The sequence below is a fragment of the Deinococcus sp. QL22 genome (genome assembly GCF_023370075.1).
Taxonomy (GTDB): Bacteria; Deinococcota; Deinococci; order Deinococcales; family Deinococcaceae; genus Deinococcus.
Map to the genome: position 1 here is coordinate 2,292,313 of NZ_CP097149.1, position 15,107 is coordinate 2,307,419.

Here is a 15,107-nt window from a genome sequence, read left to right on the forward strand (position 1 = left end):
GCTCAGGCTTGCAGCGTCAGGCGGGCCAGCATTCCGCGCACGACCTGTTTGGCGTGGCGGGCCACCAGCGGCATAAAGGTGCGGTAATCCACGTTGGCATCGTGGTCGGCGGTGTCGCTGACACTACGAATAATCACGAACGGCACGCCCGCCTTGCTGCACACCTGCGCCACTGCCGCGCCTTCCATCTCGGCGCAGGCGGCCCCGAACAGCGTCCAGAGTCGCTGCACGCCTTCCCGCGAGGCGATAAACTGGTCGCCACTGGCAATTCTTCCGTCCAGCACGCGCACGCCGTCCACATCGCGTGCCGCCTCTAGGGCAATGGTTCGCAACTGCTCGTCGGCGGGCCAGGCGGGCAACTCGCCCGGTACTGTGCCCAGTTCGTAGCCCAGGGCAGCCACATCTACATCGTGCTGTACGCAATCGGTGCTGACCACGATGTCTCCGACCCGCAGTTCGGGGTGTACGCCGCCCGCCACGCCCGTAAAAATAACTTTTGTGGCGCCCTGCATCAGCAGATAAGCCGTGGTCAGGGCCGCATTGACCTTACCGATGCCGCCGCGAGTGAGCAGCACAGGTACGCCGTCCAGAGTGCCCCGGTGCAGGGTCACACCCGCCAGTGTCAACCCTGAGAAGGTCAGCGTTTCGTGGGCCTGCAAGTCGGCCAGCAACAACTCGATTTCTTCGTCCATCGCGCCCATGATCGCCAACATAGCGGGCAGTCTACAGGAGCCGCGCCGCCGACCCTATGCCCCAGCGGTGCGGCGGCGTATGCTCGCCCTATGACTGGCCTGCATTCGCCTGAAGTGTCCGCACCAGAAGCTGCCGACGCCCACAGCCAACTCGATCCTGCCGCGCTGCGCCACCCCGATTCTCTGAAATGGATGTTGTACGACGAGGACGTCATTCCGATGTGGATTGCCGACATGGACTACCCGGTGGCCTCCGCCATCCTGTCTGCCCTGCAAGACCGTCTGACACGCGGTCTGGGTTATCCGCAACTGATGGGCGATCCACTCCTGACCCGTCTGATTCAGGAAAAGGCCGCCACACAAGGGCTGACCGACCTGCCCACCGAAGGAGTGGCGCTGCTGCCGGGAGTCGTACCGGGAATTTTTGCTGCCGTACACGCGCTCACCACTCCCGGCGACGGCGTGCTGACCATGCTGCCCGTGTATCACCCCTTTCACATGAGCATCAATGATCAGCGCCGCGTGGTGCAGGCCGCCGCCCTCACCGACTCGGGCATCCGCTGGGAAATCGATTGGGAAGCGTTGGAGGGGGCGGTCACGCCGTCCACGCGCCTGATGCTGCTGTGCCACCCCCACAACCCCACCGGGCGTGTGTGGGACGCCGAAGAACTGGGCAAACTGCGCGACTTTGCTCTGCGCCACAACCTCTATGTGTGTTCGGATGAACTGCACGCCGATCTCCGTTTTGCCAAGGCTCCATTTGAATCGTTTGCTGCCGATCCGCGTGTGCGGGGCCGCACGGTCACTCTGACGGGGCCGTGCAAGGCGTTTAACACGGCGGGACTGGGCATCGGGGCCATGCTCAGCCACGACCCGGCCCTGATCAAGCGCCTGAAAACAGCGGTGGGCGGCCTGATGGGACATCCCAGCGCCCTGAGCATCACCATGTGGCAGGCAGCCTTGCAAGAAGGCGGCCCCTGGCTGGCCGAAACGGTGGCCTATCTGCGGGGCAACCGCGACTTTTTGCAGGCGTTTTTGGCCGAGCACTTGCCGTATATCAAGTCCTATACAGTCGAGAGCACCTACCTCGCGTGGCTGGATGTGCGCTCTCATCCGCAGGCGGGCAACATTCAGCAGCTTTTGCTGGAAGAGGCGCGTGTTGCCATTCACAACGGCCCCGTGTTCGCGCCCGATCCGCAAAAGGCCGAATATCAGGGGTTTATTCGGGTCAACTTTGCCACCAGCCGTGCGCTGTTAGCCGAGGCATTGGAGCGGATGGCGGGGGTGTTAGGCGGGGCGGTGGAATAAAAGTATGGGTTTTGGTCTGCCCCCAGGCCTTTCCCCAACTCCCGCACCCAAGGGGTCAGGGGAGTTATCCGCAGCGCTCGGCAGGATTGATCTTGTCGCATTCAGGCTCGGCTTGTTTGTTCATCTAAAGCGGAATTGCCAGTTGTCTTTGAACTGGGATTAGCCCGCGCGTTGCACGCACCTTGGCGCCTCATAGGGATTTGGGCGGGGCCGTGTTGAGGTGGCGGTGTGGTGTTGGCTCCTCACCCTTGAGGGGGGAGGCTGGGAGGGGGTGAATTGCCCTCACTCTCCTCTTGCTCATTCAACAGCCCCACCAACGCCCCAAAACTCACTAACGCACCAGAGTCGTCACTGTCTTTTGGCGCTGTTACCAACGCTTCTATTTCTGCCGCACTGTCTGTGTCGCTTATCGTCCACGCGGCCATCAAGGCGGCTCGGCATTGTGTGAGTATCGGCAATCGGCCTTCCCAGTCAGTGTTAATCGAGCAGACTCGGCGGTATCCGTCCAGCAGATGCGGCCCCAGCGTGGTCAACAGGTCAGTGGGCAATTCCAGCTGAGCGCGGGCCAGATCGGTTGCCAGCGGGCCGAACACAGGTTCGTCAAAATCGATGATGACCACGCGCCTGCCGTCCCAGATGGCATTCCCGGGCCGCAGATCGCCGTGCGTGAGGCCGTAGCCCTCACTCCAGCTTTGTTCAGGATCGGCTGGGTCAGGCCAGCATCCAGCCGGGCCGCCCCATTCATCCACCAAGGGGGTCAGGCGGGCAAAATGGCGAGCCAGATCAGGGTGCTTGGCAGCGTGTGGCGCGGCACGGTGCCAGAAAAAGCGCCATGACGGGAATACCCCAGCGAGGGATGGGTCAAGCATGTTCGGTGTGCAGGGGGTGGGCTGAAAGTTGCGCCCAGCCACGTGCAGTTCTCCAATGGCCTGCCCGAATGCCCGGTACAGCGCGGGCGTCGGCGGCAAGTCCGACACGCGGGGGCCGTCTATCCAGCCGATGGCCGTGACCAGAAAGCCGTCTGGCAAAGCCTCTACCCAGTTTCCGACAAGGCTGGGAAGTGGTGGGCAAACACCCGCTCCTGCCGTGTACGCATGGCGCAGGAAGTCCAGCGGCGGGCGCAGGGCGTCGGGGTTACGCAGGCTGGAATGGGTGAAGCGTAGGGCGATGTCTCCGGCGGCGGTGGTGCCCCGGTACACGTGATTGAACCCCAGATTCACCGGGCGCACGTTGCCCGCGCCCCAGCGTTCGGCTCCGGCGGCCACCAGATCGGGCGTGAGGCAGCTCAGGGCGGCTTGCCAGTTCATAGGCTTTACCCCACCGTGTCGGCAGCTACCAGTGCGCGCAGCCGTTCTATCAGCGGGCGCAGCCGCTCTCGCCGCAGTTTCAGGGCTGCGCGGTTCACCACCAACCTTGCGCTCGATTCGAACAGCACGTCCACTTCTTCCAGGTTGTTGGCCCGTAGGGTGCCGCCCGTCTGCACCAAATCGATCACGGCGTCGGCCAATCCGGTCAGGGCAGCCAGTTCTATGTTGCCGCTCAGTTTCACAATTTCGGCGGGAATGCCCTGCGCGTTCAGGTAGGCGCGGGCGGCACGCGGGTACTTGGTGCCCACCCGCCCGATGGTTCCGCTGGCCCCGATTTCGCGGATCAGCGAGAGACGGCAGGCAGCGAAACGGAGATCTACAGGTTCATAGACGGCGCGGCCTGACTCGATCAGCACGTCTTTGCCCACGATGCCTACGTCGGCCACGCCCAAATCTACATACACGGGCACATCCTGATTCCGCAGTTCCAGCAGGGTCACGCCGGGAAATTCGTGGCGCAGAGCACGCGATTTTTCGGGCATGGTCAGGGGCAGGCCAGCGCGGGCCAGCAGCACGAGGGCTTCTTCCAGAATGCGGCCTTTGGGGAGCGCCAGCGTGAGGTGATCGGGCGTGCGCGTGGGGGCGGGGGTCATGCGCCTCCCCCATTGCTACCGGAACTGTCTACATCAGAAAAAGTGTTGCCCTGCACCATGCGTTTAATCCCCCGTGCCACACAGAAGGCCTGTAGTTCCGCCCTGTCGTCCGTCCACGCCAGCTCTGCCGTGAGGCCAGCGGCGCGGGCCAACGTTGCGCCCGCCAAATCCAGTGCCAGCACCACTTCGGGTTCGGGCGGCAGCGTGGGGGCCAGCACCCCGGTCAGGCGTTCCAGCCCCACCGCGAAGCCTGCACCGGGCAGCCCGCCTTCCAGCGCGTACCGTCCACCGCCCAACACGGGCTGATTCAGGCCGTCGGCGTAGGCCCGAAAGGTGATGCCCGTGTAGTAGCCGTAACGCCGACTGACGCCCAGATCGAACAGCAGGGGGCCGCTGTAGAGGGCCGCTACCGTGCGAAGGTGCGCCACCGCGTCCCTTGCCCGCTCGCCCTGAGCCAAGCCCCCAGCGGTGTCCAGCACTTCCGCGCCGCCGTACAGATCAGTCAGGGCGTGCAGCGTGCGCGTCACCTCCGCGCTGAGGCCGTCTCGCCGCGCCAGCAGGTCTACATCTGCGCCACTTTTGCGGTCAATGGCGTCGTGCAGGGCGTCCCGCGCCTCTCCGTGCAGGCCCGCGTCTTCCAGCACGGCGTCCACGAAGCCCGGATAACCCACCTCTAGCTGAGCCGAAACGCCCACCGCCCCCAGCGCCGCCGCCGCCAAGTGCAGCAGTTCGGCGTCGGCCTGCGGAGTCGCCACGCCGATCAGTTCCACGCCCACCTGATAGAACTCGCGCAGCCGCCCCAGTTCGCTGGTCAGTGCCCGCAGCCACAGCCGCCCGCCGTAGTGCAGGCGCAATGGGAATGGCCCCGCTGGAAAACGGGAACGCACCAGCCGCCCCATCGCGGTGGTGAATTCGCTGCGGAGGGCCAAGACTTGCCCGCCCGAATCGATCAGCTTGAAGGCCCGCGCATCTTGCGGGTGGTCTGCGCTGGCGTATTCGAGGGCCGGAAGCTCGACGCCCCGGTACCCCCAAGCGCCGAAGACCTCGACGAGTCGCGCCCGCAAATGCTCGCGCTGTGCCCATTCGGGCGGCAACACATCCCGCGTGCCTTCGGGAATGGCAGCGGCGCGGGGCGGGGCAGGCGAACGGACGGGAGAACTCACCGGGGCATGATAGCGGGCGGGGGGCGGGTCTAAGGGGGTGGGGCGGGTTCGCCGCTGAACTGTCCCCTCGCCCCGCTGATGCTCAGCGCCCCTCTCCACAAGGGGCGAGAGCGAACAGCAGATGCAAAGAACTGAGTTTAAGCTCCTCACCCTTGGCTTGCAAAGCTCCGTAGGAGAGGGGGGGAGGCTGGGGCCCGCAGAGCTGCGGAGCAGATGGGGTGAGTGAGCGAAGCGATTGCTCTTTCAGTCTTCCTCAGACCCTCGACCCTTAGACGTCCTGCCGCCTCGAACTCACTCCCGCCTGTACGCCACCGCCCCGCCCACCACCGTCAGCGTCGGCCACCCGCGAAGGCTTTCGCCTGCCCACGGCGTGAATTTGGCTTTGCTCTTGAACTCAGCCGGGTTCACGGTGCGCTCGGTTTCCAAGTCGAACACGGTCAGGTCGGCGGGGGCGCCTGCTTCCAGCGAGGGTTCGGGCCAGCCCATGACGCGGGCGGGGGCCTGCGTCATCAGGTCAAGCAGGCGCTCCAGCCCCAGCACCTCTCCAAACCGCGTCCACATCAGTGGAAAGGCCAGTTCTATGTAGGCAATTCCAGACGGCGCGGTCAGCAGATCGCGTTCCTTTTCGGCGCGGGTATGGGGCGCATGGTCGGTGGCGATGCAGTCCACGCTGCCGTCCAGCAGACCCCTCAGCAGGTGTTCGGCATCGGCCTGAGTTCGCAGGGGAGGGGCCACTTTGTAGATGGAATCGAAGGAACGCAGCGCCTCGTCGGTGAGGGTCAGGTGGTGGGGGCAAACCTCGCAGGTCACGGGCAGGCCGCGCCGTTTGGCTTCCCGCACCAAGTCCAGCGCCCGCGCCGTGGAGAGGTGTTGAACGTGCAGGCGCACGGGGCGGTCCTGTGCCTGCAAGCCTGCCACGATTTCTATGTCCCGCGCCACCCGCGCCGCTTCTGCCGCTGCCGGGTTGCCGGGCAGACCCAACGCCTCGCTGACTGCGCCCTCGTTCATCACGCCGTCGGCCCGCAGGCTGGCGTCTTCGGCGTGTACGCTGACCACCATGCCGAGGCTGCCTGCATATTCCAGCCCCAGCCGCAGCACCCGTGCGTCCTCGTTGGTGCGGCCATCGTCGGTAAACATGGCCGCGCCCGCTTCCTGCAAAAAGGTCAGTTCGGCCAGCGTTTCGCCCGCTTGCCCCCTCGTCAGGGCCGCCGCAGGCCGCAGCCGCGCAAAGCCGAGGCGGTTGGCCTTCTCGATCAGTGAGCGCACGATGGCGGGGTCATCCACCACAGGCGACGTGTTGGGCATAGACACCACCGTGCCGTAGCCGCCCGCCGCAGCCGCCGCGAGGCCCGACGCGAGGTCTTCTTTTTCCGTTTGCCCCGGCTCCCGCAGATGCGCGTGCAATTCGATCAGCGCAGGCGCAAGCGTCCCGCCCTTGCCGTCTATGAGTTCGCCCTCAGCGGGCAAGTTCCAGCCTTTAATCAGGCCGTTTTCTAGGGTGATGGATTCCAACGTATTGGAATTTGGACGGCGGATATTGATGATTGTTAGGGTCATTGGGACTCCCATTGGTTCTACGAGGATTGGATCAAAGCTGAAATGCTGCACACTTGTTCTAGTCTGTCAACCGAGATCGTTAAACTCATTGAGTTATTTCCGTCGCGCCACTCAGCAGATTCTTTGAGTTGAGGTTCTATGTCTTCCCATAGTTGCTCATTCAAAGTCAGTGTGTTAGGCGTTCCTAGTTGGTTCTGAAAAATGGACAGATATTCGGAAAACATTGGGCGATGTTGAGCATGAATGGCTGCCGCATCGTCACTGGTGAATAGTTCTGGAATGGGAATTGAGAAGATAGGAAAATGAACTGTTTGTGCTCTGGAAATCATCGGCTGGTGGCTTGCATCTATTCTTCTTTCTCTGATTTCTTGATTGGGCAGGCCATGTAAAGAAGCTGCGTGCATCAAGGAAAACTGCTCTGCCTCTTTGTAAACTTCAATGATCAGATCAGATAATTTCTGAACTTCTTGATCTATCAAATTACTCGCGCCCAACCAGCAGGTGATACAGCACACTCATCCGTACTGCCTGCCCGTTCTCAACCTGCTTCAGCACGCGGCTTCTGGCGCTGTCGGCGGTGTCGGCGCTGATTTCCAGGTCACGGTTCATCGGCCCCGGATGCAGCACGATGGCGCCCGCTTCGGCCTCTGCCAGCAGGCGCTCGTTCACCTGATATACGTCGGCGTATTCCTGCAAACTGCCAAGGTAGCCGCCGCTCATGCGCTCGCTTTGCAGGCGCAGGGCCATGACCGCGTGTGCGCCGCGCACTGCCTCACGCGGGTTGGTGGTCAGTGTGACTCCGGGCAGGGCGGCCAGATCAGCCGGAAGCAGCGTTGCGGGGCCGCACAGAACGACTTTTGCGCCCAGCTTGGGCAACAATTCAGCGTTGGAGCGGGCCACCCGCGAATGGCGAATATCCCCGATAATGGCCACTGTTTTGCCTTCCAACGAGCCGTATTCCTGCCGCACGGTGTAGGCGTCCAGCAGAGCTTGCGTGGGGTGGGCACGGCGGCCATCCCCCGCGTTGATCACGGGTTTGCCGCTGTAGCGGGCCACCAGATGCGCGGCCCCGGCAGCGGCGTGGCGCACGATGTAGGCGTCCACCTTGTAGGCCGTCAGCACCTCGATGGTGTCGCGCAGGCTTTCGCCCTTGCTGACGCTGCTGTTTCCGGCGGCAAAGCTGACCACATCGGCACTCATGCGGCGGGCGGCCAGCTCGAAGCTGATGCGGGTGCGGGTGGAATTTTCAAAAAACGCCGTGCAGACGGTCAGGCCTTGCAGCGCCGGAACCTTCTTGACGGGCCTTTCCAGCACCTGATTCATGGTGTCGGCGTTGTCCAGCAGGGCGCTCAGGCGTTCGGGCGTCCAGCCTTCAAAGTCCAGCAGGTGGCGGGGGCGGGCGGTCACTGTTCTGCCGTCCCGTTTAGGTCCCACAACTCCACAAGGTCTAGGCCATCCGTCTCCAGCAACTTCACCTTCACCAGTTCCGACTTGGCGGTAGGAAGGTTTTTGCCCACGTAATCGGCCCGAATCGGCAATTCGCGGTGGCCCCGGTCTACCAGAACAGCCAACTGAATTCCTTCCGGGCGGCCCAGGTCTATCAGGGCGTCCAGCGCGGCGCGAACGGTACGGCCCGTGTACAGCACGTCGTCTACCAGAATCACGCGGCGGCGGGCCAGATCAAACGGCACATGCGTCTCCCTAATCACAGGTTGGTGCGAAATCTCGGAGAGGTCATCGCGGTACAGGGTGATGTCCAGCATTCCAGTGGGAATGGCGACGCCTTCCAGTTCTTCCAGCTTGGCGGCCAGCCGTGCAGCCAGCGGAATTCCCCGCGTATGTACGCCGATCAGGGCCAGATTCTCCGCGCCCTTGTTGCGCTCCACGATCTCATGGGCAATGCGCGTCATGGCGCGGCGCACCTCGTCGGCAGTCAGGATGGTGGCTTTGGGCATCATCGGTTACTCCGCCTGATCTGGGTCAACGAGACAAAAAAAAGACCGTCCAGCGCGGGCTGTCGGCGTGTTTGGGGTACAGATGTAAGGCGTGCATTCATATGAACTCCTCTCCTGCCTCACAGGGCGGGCGCGACCTCACGGGATCGCAGAGAAAGGTGACTGTGATTCTGGGTGGATCAGGTCAGGGTTGACCCCTCTTCCGCAGGAGAGTTTAGCAGCTCGGCGAGATCTGACTGCCGCGCCGCCTTCCGGAAAAATTACCTTCCGCTAAAGCTGCACTAAACTTGACATGATAGCACTCAAGGAATACTATACGTACATCAGCGCAGAGCCATGAAAGCGGTGGCCAGCGCGACCAATTTCAGGAGGTACAAGAGTGATGCGATTTGATCCCTTCCGTGACATCGAAGAATTGACCCAGCGTATGGATCGTGCCTTTGGCGCGGCCAGCACCGCCCCCGCCCGCCTCGCCCCCCCGGTCGACGTGCATGAGGACGAAACCGGACTGGAACTGACCCTCGATTTGCCCGGTGTGCAGGCCGACGCCATTCAGATTGAGGCCGAGAACCAGACCCTGACCGTGCAGGCCGAGCGCAGCTACAGCCGCCGCGAAGGCCGCACTGCACACCGTGTAGAACGCGCACACGGCGTATTGGCCCGCACCTTCAGCGTGCCCGCCAAATACGACCTGACCAAGGTGGAAGCCGACTACCAGAACGGTACGCTGACCCTGCGTGTGCCCCGCAGCGAGGCCGCCCAGAAGCGCACGGTGACGGTTCGCACAGGTGGGCAGTTGGAAGCCGCGCCCAAGACGGTAGACGCCCCTAGCGCGTAAGCTCAGTTCAAGAGCCTGCCCACATCTATAACGGTGTGGGCAGGCTTTTTTTATTGGATCGGGGAGTGTGAACCGTAGAAGCAGCTCAACTCCGATCCTCATTCCCTACACTCGCTCGTCCATCTGCCGCTGCCGATCCCGAAACTGCTGCTTTTGCTTGTCCGTGGTCTGGGCGTGGCAATGCTCGCAGCTCACGCCGCGTTCAAAGTGGGCGTGCTGCGTTTCTTCTGCCGTCAGAGGCCAGCCGCAGCTGTGGCACATTTCGCCCCCGCCGACCTCCAGGCCGTGCCTCACCGTCACGCGGCCATCAAAGACAAAGCATTCGCCGTTCCAGAGGCTCTGGTCACTCTGCACGTGTTCCAGATACCCAAGAATGCCGCCCTGCAAGTGCAGCACGTCGGTAAAGCCGCGCTGACGCAGCAGACTGGTGCTTTTTTCGCAGCGAATCCCGCCCGTGCAGAACATGGCGATCCGTTTGCCTTCCTGCCCCCGCAACTGCTCGTCGGCCCACGCCGGAAACTCGCGGAAGCTGTCTATTTCGGGGTTCACTGCGCCCTGAAAGGTGCCTGCCTTGACCTCGTAGCGGTTGCGCGTGTCGATTACCAGCACATCCGGGTCTTGCAGCAGAGCGTTCCACTCGGTGGGCGTCACGTATCGCCCCGCTTCTTCGGGCGGCGTCACGGGTACACCCATCGTCACGATTTCGCGTTTCAGCCGCACTTTCAGGCGTTTGAAGGGCTGCTCGGCGCTGGCTGATTCCTTATATTCCATCCCTGTAAACCCGGCGGCGATCAGGGCCGTGTGCCACTCGCTCACCGCTTCCCGCGATCCGGCCAGCGTGCCGTTGATGCCTTCGGGCGCAACGATCAGCGTGCCGCATAAGCTCAGGCGACTGGCGATTTCCAGCAGATGCTCACGCAGGGCGGCAGCGTCCGGCACAGCGCGGAACTGGTAGAGGGCGGCCACGATCCAAGCGGGCTGGAGTTCAGATGGGTTTATTACAGGGGCAATCGCGGCCATTACGGGCGGCAGTATAAGCGGTGGGGGCCGGGGCAAAGGCGGGCGCTTTACGGTTGCTGCGCTTTGGCAAAGGCAAAATAGACCTTGACTTGCGGAATCAGGAATAGGGCCGCCGAACAGGCCACATAGAGCAGAGCTACCGCTAAGGAAACGCCATTGCCCCCGACTGTTTCGGTACTACTTTGGAACTGCATGACATGAACGATGGCGTAAGGCAGCGACAGCCCCACAAAGACGACCCGCGCCCATAATTGTCCTTTGAAGGCGGTTCGGGCCAGCCAGACCATGAAAAATGGAATGGTCAGGTAGACGGTCTTGAACGGTTCGCCGCGCAACAAGGGCGACAGTGGGTCAACAAGCACCAAAGCAAGCAAGGTGAGCAGCAGCAAGAAAGCCATCTGTTTTCCGGCCATGCCCAGAGCATAGGCATTTTGTGGAGGCCAACTTGCCTCACTTGCGCTCGCGTCTTTCCCACCGCCTACAACCCACTTTCCAAATGCTTTCTGAGCCTTGTGGCGCATTCACCCCCGCCGCCTCTCTGCTAGCCTCTGTCCTGCATGTCCACGCTCCTCACCGCCGAATCCATCTCTCTCGCGTTTGGCGAGCGGGCGGTGCTGTCGGGCGTGAGTCTGAATGTGCAGGAAGGCGAGCGGGTGGCCCTGTTGGGCCGCAACGGCGTGGGCAAAACGTCGCTGCTGCGGGTGCTGACTGGAGAACTGATCCCCGATGAGGGCGAGCTGTGGCGGGCAGACGGACTGCGCGTGGCGGTATTGGCCCAGCACCATGCCCATGCAGAGGGCATGCGTGTGCGCGACTTGGTGGCCGCCGCGCACCCTTACCGCGAACTGGAAACCGAGTTGCTGACGCTGGAAGCCGAGTTGGGCAATCCCGACGCCCTGAACGCGTGGACGGCACTGCACGCCCGCCTGGACGATCTTCAGGCCTACGCGTGGCCCTCGCGCATGGCCCGCATTCTGGGTGTCCTCGACCTGACGCGTTTTTTAGGGCGTGATGCGGCGTCGCTGTCGGGCGGCGAGCGGACTCGGCTGGCCTTGGCCCTCGCACTGGCCCGCGAACCCGATCTGCTGCTGCTGGACGAACCCACCAACCACCTCGATATCCGCATGCGTGAATGGCTGGAAGGCTGGCTGCGCGACTTTTCGGGCGGCGTGATCCTCACCAGCCATGACCGAGACTTTTTGGATGCGGTGGCGGGCCGCAGCCTGTGGCTGGAGGGCGGCGAGGCCACCGAATACGCGGGCGGCTATTCCCGCGCCCGTGCCCAGCGCGAACTGGAACGCCGCACCCAGACCCGCGCTGCCCGCCTGGGTCAACAGGAAGCCGCCCGTTTGGAAGGCAGTGCCGAGCGGCTGGACGTGTGGGGCCGCCGCTCCCGCCCCCTCAAAAACCGCGCCCAGCGCCTGCCCCTGGCCGAAGCGCCCTTGCCCGAACGCCAACTCCGAATGCGCCTGCTGGCCGGAAGCGCCCGTGCCCCGCTGGTGGCCTGGGGCGAGCATCTGAGTAAAACGTACACCGACCATCCTATTTTGCGAGAAGTGGCCTTCAAGCTGCGGCAGGGCGACCGTGTGGCGCTGATGGGGGCCAACGGCACGGGCAAAAGCACCCTGCTGGGACTGCTGGCCGGAATCCTGCACGCCGACGCGCCCCCGTTGGGCCAGCCGGAACCCGTGCTGCGCGTGGCGGGCGGCGTCACGGTGGCGTATCTGGATCAGCTCTGGCACGGCCTGAACCCCGGCGAGGCGCTGCGGCCTCAGTTCGAGCGGCGCTTTGGCGGGCGGGCCAAAGCCCTGCTGGGCGGTGCGGGTTTCGTGGCTGCCGACTGGCCCAAGCTCCCCGAAGTCCTGTCGGGCGGCGAGCGGGCGCGGGCGGGTCTGGCGCTGGTCAGTGCGCTGCGGGCCGATCTGCTGCTGCTGGACGAACCCACCAACCATCTGGACGTGGACGCCCTGCAAGCGCTGGAGGAAGCCGTGCATGCCTATGGCGGCGCAGTGGTCATCGTCACCCATGACCGCCGCTTTGCCTGCGAGGTTGCCAATCGGCTGTGGGTCATCGAGGACGCGGCCCTGCGTGAAGTCACAGGTTGGGCGTCTTCGGGCTGGAAAAGTAGTGAGTACCTTGACCCGGCCCGCTCGCTTACGGGCGATCCGCCGCCGCTGCCGCCCCTGCCCACGCCCCGGCAGCGGTTGGTGGCCGTAGAAAACCAGTTGCTGGAGGCCCGCGCCAGCCTGAATGCCACAGGCGCACTCACGGGGCGGGAAGAAGCGCGGTTGCGGGCGCAAACGCATACCTTGCAGCAGCATCTGTATGACCTGTACGCCGAAGCGTTTGCCGCGCCGAATTACGACGCTCAGGTGCGCGAGCCGCCGCTGACGGTTCGGGGGCAGCAGTTGGGGGAATGGGGGGCGGAGATTACGGGGCCTAAGGGTCTAAGGACAGAACACATAGGGCGGGGTGGGATGTTTTGGGCGGCGCAGGATCCCGGTTGCCCGCATTTGGCCTGGGATGGGGAATGCCTGCGCTGGAGCGTGGTTTCCTCCGCCGACTTGCCCGCGTGGTACGGCGCAGCGCTGTTGGGCGGGGCACTCCGCATCCTGTTCGAGCGCTGGAATGTGGGCCGGGTGCGGCTGGGCGAGGGCGGCTCGCTGCTCACCCGCCGCGTCTATTTTGAGCGGGTGGGCTTGGGCAGCGGCAGCAAAAAGGCTAAGCCAGAAGCTGTGTCAGAGGCCTGGCCCGCCTGATTCCGCCAGACGGTTAACACACCTTGGTGGCAAGGTCGAAGATGTCCTTTTTGTGTCTAGGACGGTGTTGAGGTCTGTGGGCACCTCCAAAATGTGGATGCGAGTAGGTTGACCCGCACTCCCCACACGTCCGGCCCCGCTATACTTCGCCGCATGGAAGATCTCATCAAGGGTCGTCTGGGCGGCGCAGACGGATACGACATCCGCTGTGTCATCGACGGTGACCGCATCACAGGCCGCGCAGGTGGCAAGCTCCACGGCAAAGACATTGACCTCGAAATCACGGAACGCGGCGTACAGGGCACTGTCGGCGCTGACCCCTTCAAGATCGAGCTGCAAGATGGCGAACTGAAAGGCAACGTCGGCTCGCAAAAGCTGACGCTGCGTGGCGTAGACCGCGTGACTGGCTACATGGGCGAACCCATCGTGGGCTGGAACGTGGTGGCGCAGCAAAACGGCGATCAACTCGTCGGTCAGCTGGGCAGCACGGTACTGGGGCGCAACTTTGAACTGTCCTTGGGCAGCGCTCCCGGTTGGGTCGGCACGTTGGTCGCTCTGGTGTCGTTCTACGCACTGGAACCCCGCGCCAGCATCAGCCGATAGATCAGGGCTGGAACGTGGATTGTGGTTAAAAGCTGTGCGGGTTTTGGCCGCCAAAGCTAGAATCCTCACTCCTCCACAACAACCCTAAACGGAAGGCCAGTCAATTTACTCTGACTGGCCTTCCGCCTTTCCCACGATCCACCATCCTGTTCCTCAGGGCAACGCGGCTCCCTGCGGCGCGATCACGTAGCTCAGGCCGCCCGAATGCGTCAGCCACAGCTTTTCAAAGGCGGCGCGGGGATAGGTGCGGCGCACGCCCGCGTCGGTGGGGGCAGCGGGGTCGTTCATCACAGGGTTTCCTTTGGCGTCGAAGCCCAGCAGCACCATCAGATGGCCGTCGCTGCTGGGAATTGGCGCACCGGGCAATTCGCCTGCCTTCCAGCCCAGACTCACCGCCAGTGGCAGGCCTGCACCCGTGTATTTTTCGGCGGCAGCGAGGCTCGGCAGGCGCGTGATGAAGGCCCGCATGCCCTTTTCTCCGGCGTAAGCGGTGTTAAAGGGCCAGTTGCCCGTGCCCTCGTATACGCGGTCAAACATGCCTTTGGCGGCGGTAGGCACAGATACATTCACGCCGTAGAGGGCCAGAATCATAGACGTACTGGTCGGGCTGCACCAGCCTTCGCCCTCGGCGAACACCATCTGCGAACGCTGCGGCACGTCGGTGACTTTGCCCCACGCCGCCCGGTTGCTGGCCTGTCCCAATCCGGCGGCCCGCCTCGCCCGGTCAGAGGTGTTGAAGGCTAACAGTCGCACGCTGGTTCCCGCGCCACGCAACGTCACGCGGTACTGGTAGGCACTGGCTTTAGCGGTCAGGCGCAGGGTATCGGTCATGATCTGGCCCGCCGCGTCCTTTTGCCCGTTCAGGCTGGCTCGCCCATCGGCACTGCTCCATGTGCCAAAGGAAAACCAGCGCGTCCAGACCGTGCCCGTTTGCGCCCGCACTTCCAGCGTTACGCTGCCCGCGCCGGGGGTCGTGCTGTTCCAGGAGGGCACCAGTTCGTCAAAGGCCGCGACCTTGATCGGCTGCCCGGTCAGGGTGCCGCTCGTTACGCCTGCGGCCAGCATCAGCATTTGCCCGCGCACGTCTACTCCGCGCAGTTCCGCGCCGGCCCAGTCCTGCGTCCGCTCGTGAAGGGTGGTGGTAGACGCCGGATAAGTCATGGTGGAAGCCCCCGCGCTGCCCAGCAGCATCAGTGAAAGGAGAATAGGAATCCGCATTGCCCCTGACTATGCCGTGTGGGAGGGGGGCGGC

At 63.6% G+C, this 15,107-nt stretch carries 15 protein-coding genes; 4 read left to right on the forward strand and 11 right to left on the reverse strand.

Annotated features, from left to right (window positions below; genetic code table 11):
* Positions 1 to 2: 2 nt before the first annotated feature.
* Positions 3 to 713 carry a 5'-methylthioadenosine/adenosylhomocysteine nucleosidase gene (locus M1R55_RS11635; RefSeq protein WP_249391927.1) on the reverse strand — a complete coding sequence of 237 codons (711 nt, stop codon included), beginning with the start codon at positions 711 to 713 and terminating at the stop codon, positions 3 to 5.
* 69 nt (positions 714 to 782) lie between these two features.
* Here M1R55_RS11635 and M1R55_RS11640 point away from each other — a divergent pair, with 69 nt between their 5' ends.
* On the forward strand, positions 783 to 2,000 hold the full coding sequence (locus tag M1R55_RS11640; protein ID WP_249391928.1) for a MalY/PatB family protein: 1,218 nt from the start codon (positions 783 to 785) through the stop codon (positions 1,998 to 2,000).
* A 242-nt stretch (positions 2,001 to 2,242) separates the two neighbouring features.
* Here M1R55_RS11640 and M1R55_RS11645 read toward each other — a convergent pair whose 3' ends face one another.
* From M1R55_RS11645 to pyrR, 7 genes are all read right to left on the reverse strand, one after another.
* Positions 2,243 to 3,307, reverse strand: a complete 1,065-nt coding sequence (locus M1R55_RS11645) for a phosphotransferase enzyme family protein (RefSeq protein ID WP_249391929.1) — start codon at positions 3,305 to 3,307, stop codon at positions 2,243 to 2,245.
* A 5-nt stretch (positions 3,308 to 3,312) separates the two neighbouring features.
* Positions 3,313 to 3,960 (reverse strand): ATP phosphoribosyltransferase, encoded by a 648-nt coding sequence (gene hisG / locus M1R55_RS11650; RefSeq protein ID WP_249391930.1) that lies wholly within the window; start codon positions 3,958 to 3,960, stop codon positions 3,313 to 3,315.
* Positions 3,957 to 5,123 (reverse strand): ATP phosphoribosyltransferase regulatory subunit, encoded by a 1,167-nt coding sequence (locus tag M1R55_RS11655; RefSeq protein WP_249391931.1) that lies wholly within the window; start codon positions 5,121 to 5,123, stop codon positions 3,957 to 3,959. Before M1R55_RS11655 ends, hisG begins: the two co-directional genes overlap by 4 nt.
* Before the next feature lie 291 nt (positions 5,124 to 5,414).
* The gene (locus tag M1R55_RS11660; RefSeq protein WP_249391932.1) at positions 5,415 to 6,680 is read right to left on the reverse strand and encodes a dihydroorotase; all 1,266 of its coding nucleotides are present in this window, start codon (positions 6,678 to 6,680) and stop codon (positions 5,415 to 5,417) included.
* A 17-nt stretch (positions 6,681 to 6,697) separates the two neighbouring features.
* Positions 6,698 to 7,174, reverse strand: coding sequence for a hypothetical protein (locus M1R55_RS11665; RefSeq protein WP_249391933.1), 477 nt, complete (start codon positions 7,172 to 7,174; stop codon positions 6,698 to 6,700).
* Positions 7,161 to 8,087, reverse strand: a complete 927-nt coding sequence (locus tag M1R55_RS11670; protein WP_249394197.1) for an aspartate carbamoyltransferase catalytic subunit — start codon at positions 8,085 to 8,087, stop codon at positions 7,161 to 7,163. Before M1R55_RS11670 ends, M1R55_RS11665 begins: the two co-directional genes overlap by 14 nt.
* Complete coding sequence (pyrR, locus tag M1R55_RS11675) at positions 8,084 to 8,638, reverse strand: bifunctional pyr operon transcriptional regulator/uracil phosphoribosyltransferase PyrR (RefSeq protein ID WP_249391934.1); 555 nt, start codon at positions 8,636 to 8,638, stop codon at positions 8,084 to 8,086. The genes M1R55_RS11670 and pyrR overlap by 4 nt, the downstream gene beginning before the upstream one ends.
* Positions 8,639 to 9,014: 376 nt before the next feature.
* Here pyrR and M1R55_RS11680 point away from each other — a divergent pair, with 376 nt between their 5' ends.
* Positions 9,015 to 9,473 carry an Hsp20/alpha crystallin family protein gene (locus tag M1R55_RS11680; RefSeq protein WP_249391935.1) on the forward strand — a complete coding sequence of 153 codons (459 nt, stop codon included), beginning with the start codon at positions 9,015 to 9,017 and terminating at the stop codon, positions 9,471 to 9,473.
* 105 nt (positions 9,474 to 9,578) lie between these two features.
* Here M1R55_RS11680 and M1R55_RS11685 read toward each other — a convergent pair whose 3' ends face one another.
* Both M1R55_RS11685 and M1R55_RS11690 read right to left on the reverse strand, forming a co-directional pair.
* The gene (locus tag M1R55_RS11685; protein ID WP_249391936.1) at positions 9,579 to 10,493 is read right to left on the reverse strand and encodes a rhodanese-related sulfurtransferase; all 915 of its coding nucleotides are present in this window, start codon (positions 10,491 to 10,493) and stop codon (positions 9,579 to 9,581) included.
* A 47-nt stretch (positions 10,494 to 10,540) separates the two neighbouring features.
* Entirely contained in the window at positions 10,541 to 10,906 is a 366-nt protein-coding gene (locus tag M1R55_RS11690; RefSeq protein WP_249391937.1) for a hypothetical protein, read from the reverse strand.
* A 144-nt stretch (positions 10,907 to 11,050) separates the two neighbouring features.
* On the opposite strand from M1R55_RS11690, the gene M1R55_RS11695 reads away from it, so the two are divergent.
* Both M1R55_RS11695 and M1R55_RS11700 read left to right on the forward strand, forming a co-directional pair.
* Entirely contained in the window at positions 11,051 to 13,252 is a 2,202-nt protein-coding gene (locus M1R55_RS11695; protein ID WP_249391938.1) for an ABC-F family ATP-binding cassette domain-containing protein, read from the forward strand.
* A 153-nt stretch (positions 13,253 to 13,405) separates the two neighbouring features.
* The gene (locus M1R55_RS11700) at positions 13,406 to 13,855 is read left to right on the forward strand and encodes a hypothetical protein (RefSeq protein ID WP_019010096.1); all 450 of its coding nucleotides are present in this window, start codon (positions 13,406 to 13,408) and stop codon (positions 13,853 to 13,855) included.
* Positions 13,856 to 14,008: 153 nt separating this feature from the next.
* On the opposite strand, the gene M1R55_RS11705 is transcribed toward M1R55_RS11700, so the two are convergent.
* Entirely contained in the window at positions 14,009 to 15,073 is a 1,065-nt protein-coding gene (locus M1R55_RS11705) for a peptidase C39 family protein (protein WP_249391939.1), read from the reverse strand.
* Between the last annotated feature and the right edge of the window lie 34 nt (positions 15,074 to 15,107).

What these genes read in the sequence shown, in the direction of transcription:
- M1R55_RS11705 (WP_249391939.1), bottom strand. Translation starts at nt 15,073, where the DNA reads ATGCGGATTCCTATTCTCCTTTCACTGATGCTGCTGGGCAGCGCGGGG.
- M1R55_RS11700 (WP_019010096.1), top strand. Translation starts at nt 13,406, where the DNA reads ATGGAAGATCTCATCAAGGGTCGTCTGGGCGGCGCAGACGGATACGAC.
- M1R55_RS11660 (WP_249391932.1), bottom strand. Translation starts at nt 6,680, where the DNA reads ATGACCCTAACAATCATCAATATCCGCCGTCCAAATTCCAATACGTTG.
- M1R55_RS11635 (WP_249391927.1), bottom strand. Translation starts at nt 713, where the DNA reads ATGTTGGCGATCATGGGCGCGATGGACGAAGAAATCGAGTTGTTGCTG.
- M1R55_RS11690 (WP_249391937.1), bottom strand. Translation starts at nt 10,906, where the DNA reads ATGGCCGGAAAACAGATGGCTTTCTTGCTGCTGCTCACCTTGCTTGCT.
- M1R55_RS11685 (WP_249391936.1), bottom strand. Translation starts at nt 10,493, where the DNA reads ATGGCCGCGATTGCCCCTGTAATAAACCCATCTGAACTCCAGCCCGCT.
- pyrR (WP_249391934.1), bottom strand. Translation starts at nt 8,638, where the DNA reads ATGATGCCCAAAGCCACCATCCTGACTGCCGACGAGGTGCGCCGCGCC.
- M1R55_RS11645 (WP_249391929.1), bottom strand. Translation starts at nt 3,307, where the DNA reads ATGAACTGGCAAGCCGCCCTGAGCTGCCTCACGCCCGATCTGGTGGCC.
- hisG (WP_249391930.1), bottom strand. Translation starts at nt 3,960, where the DNA reads ATGACCCCCGCCCCCACGCGCACGCCCGATCACCTCACGCTGGCGCTC.
- M1R55_RS11695 (WP_249391938.1), top strand. Translation starts at nt 11,051, where the DNA reads ATGTCCACGCTCCTCACCGCCGAATCCATCTCTCTCGCGTTTGGCGAG.
- M1R55_RS11640 (WP_249391928.1), top strand. Translation starts at nt 783, where the DNA reads ATGACTGGCCTGCATTCGCCTGAAGTGTCCGCACCAGAAGCTGCCGAC.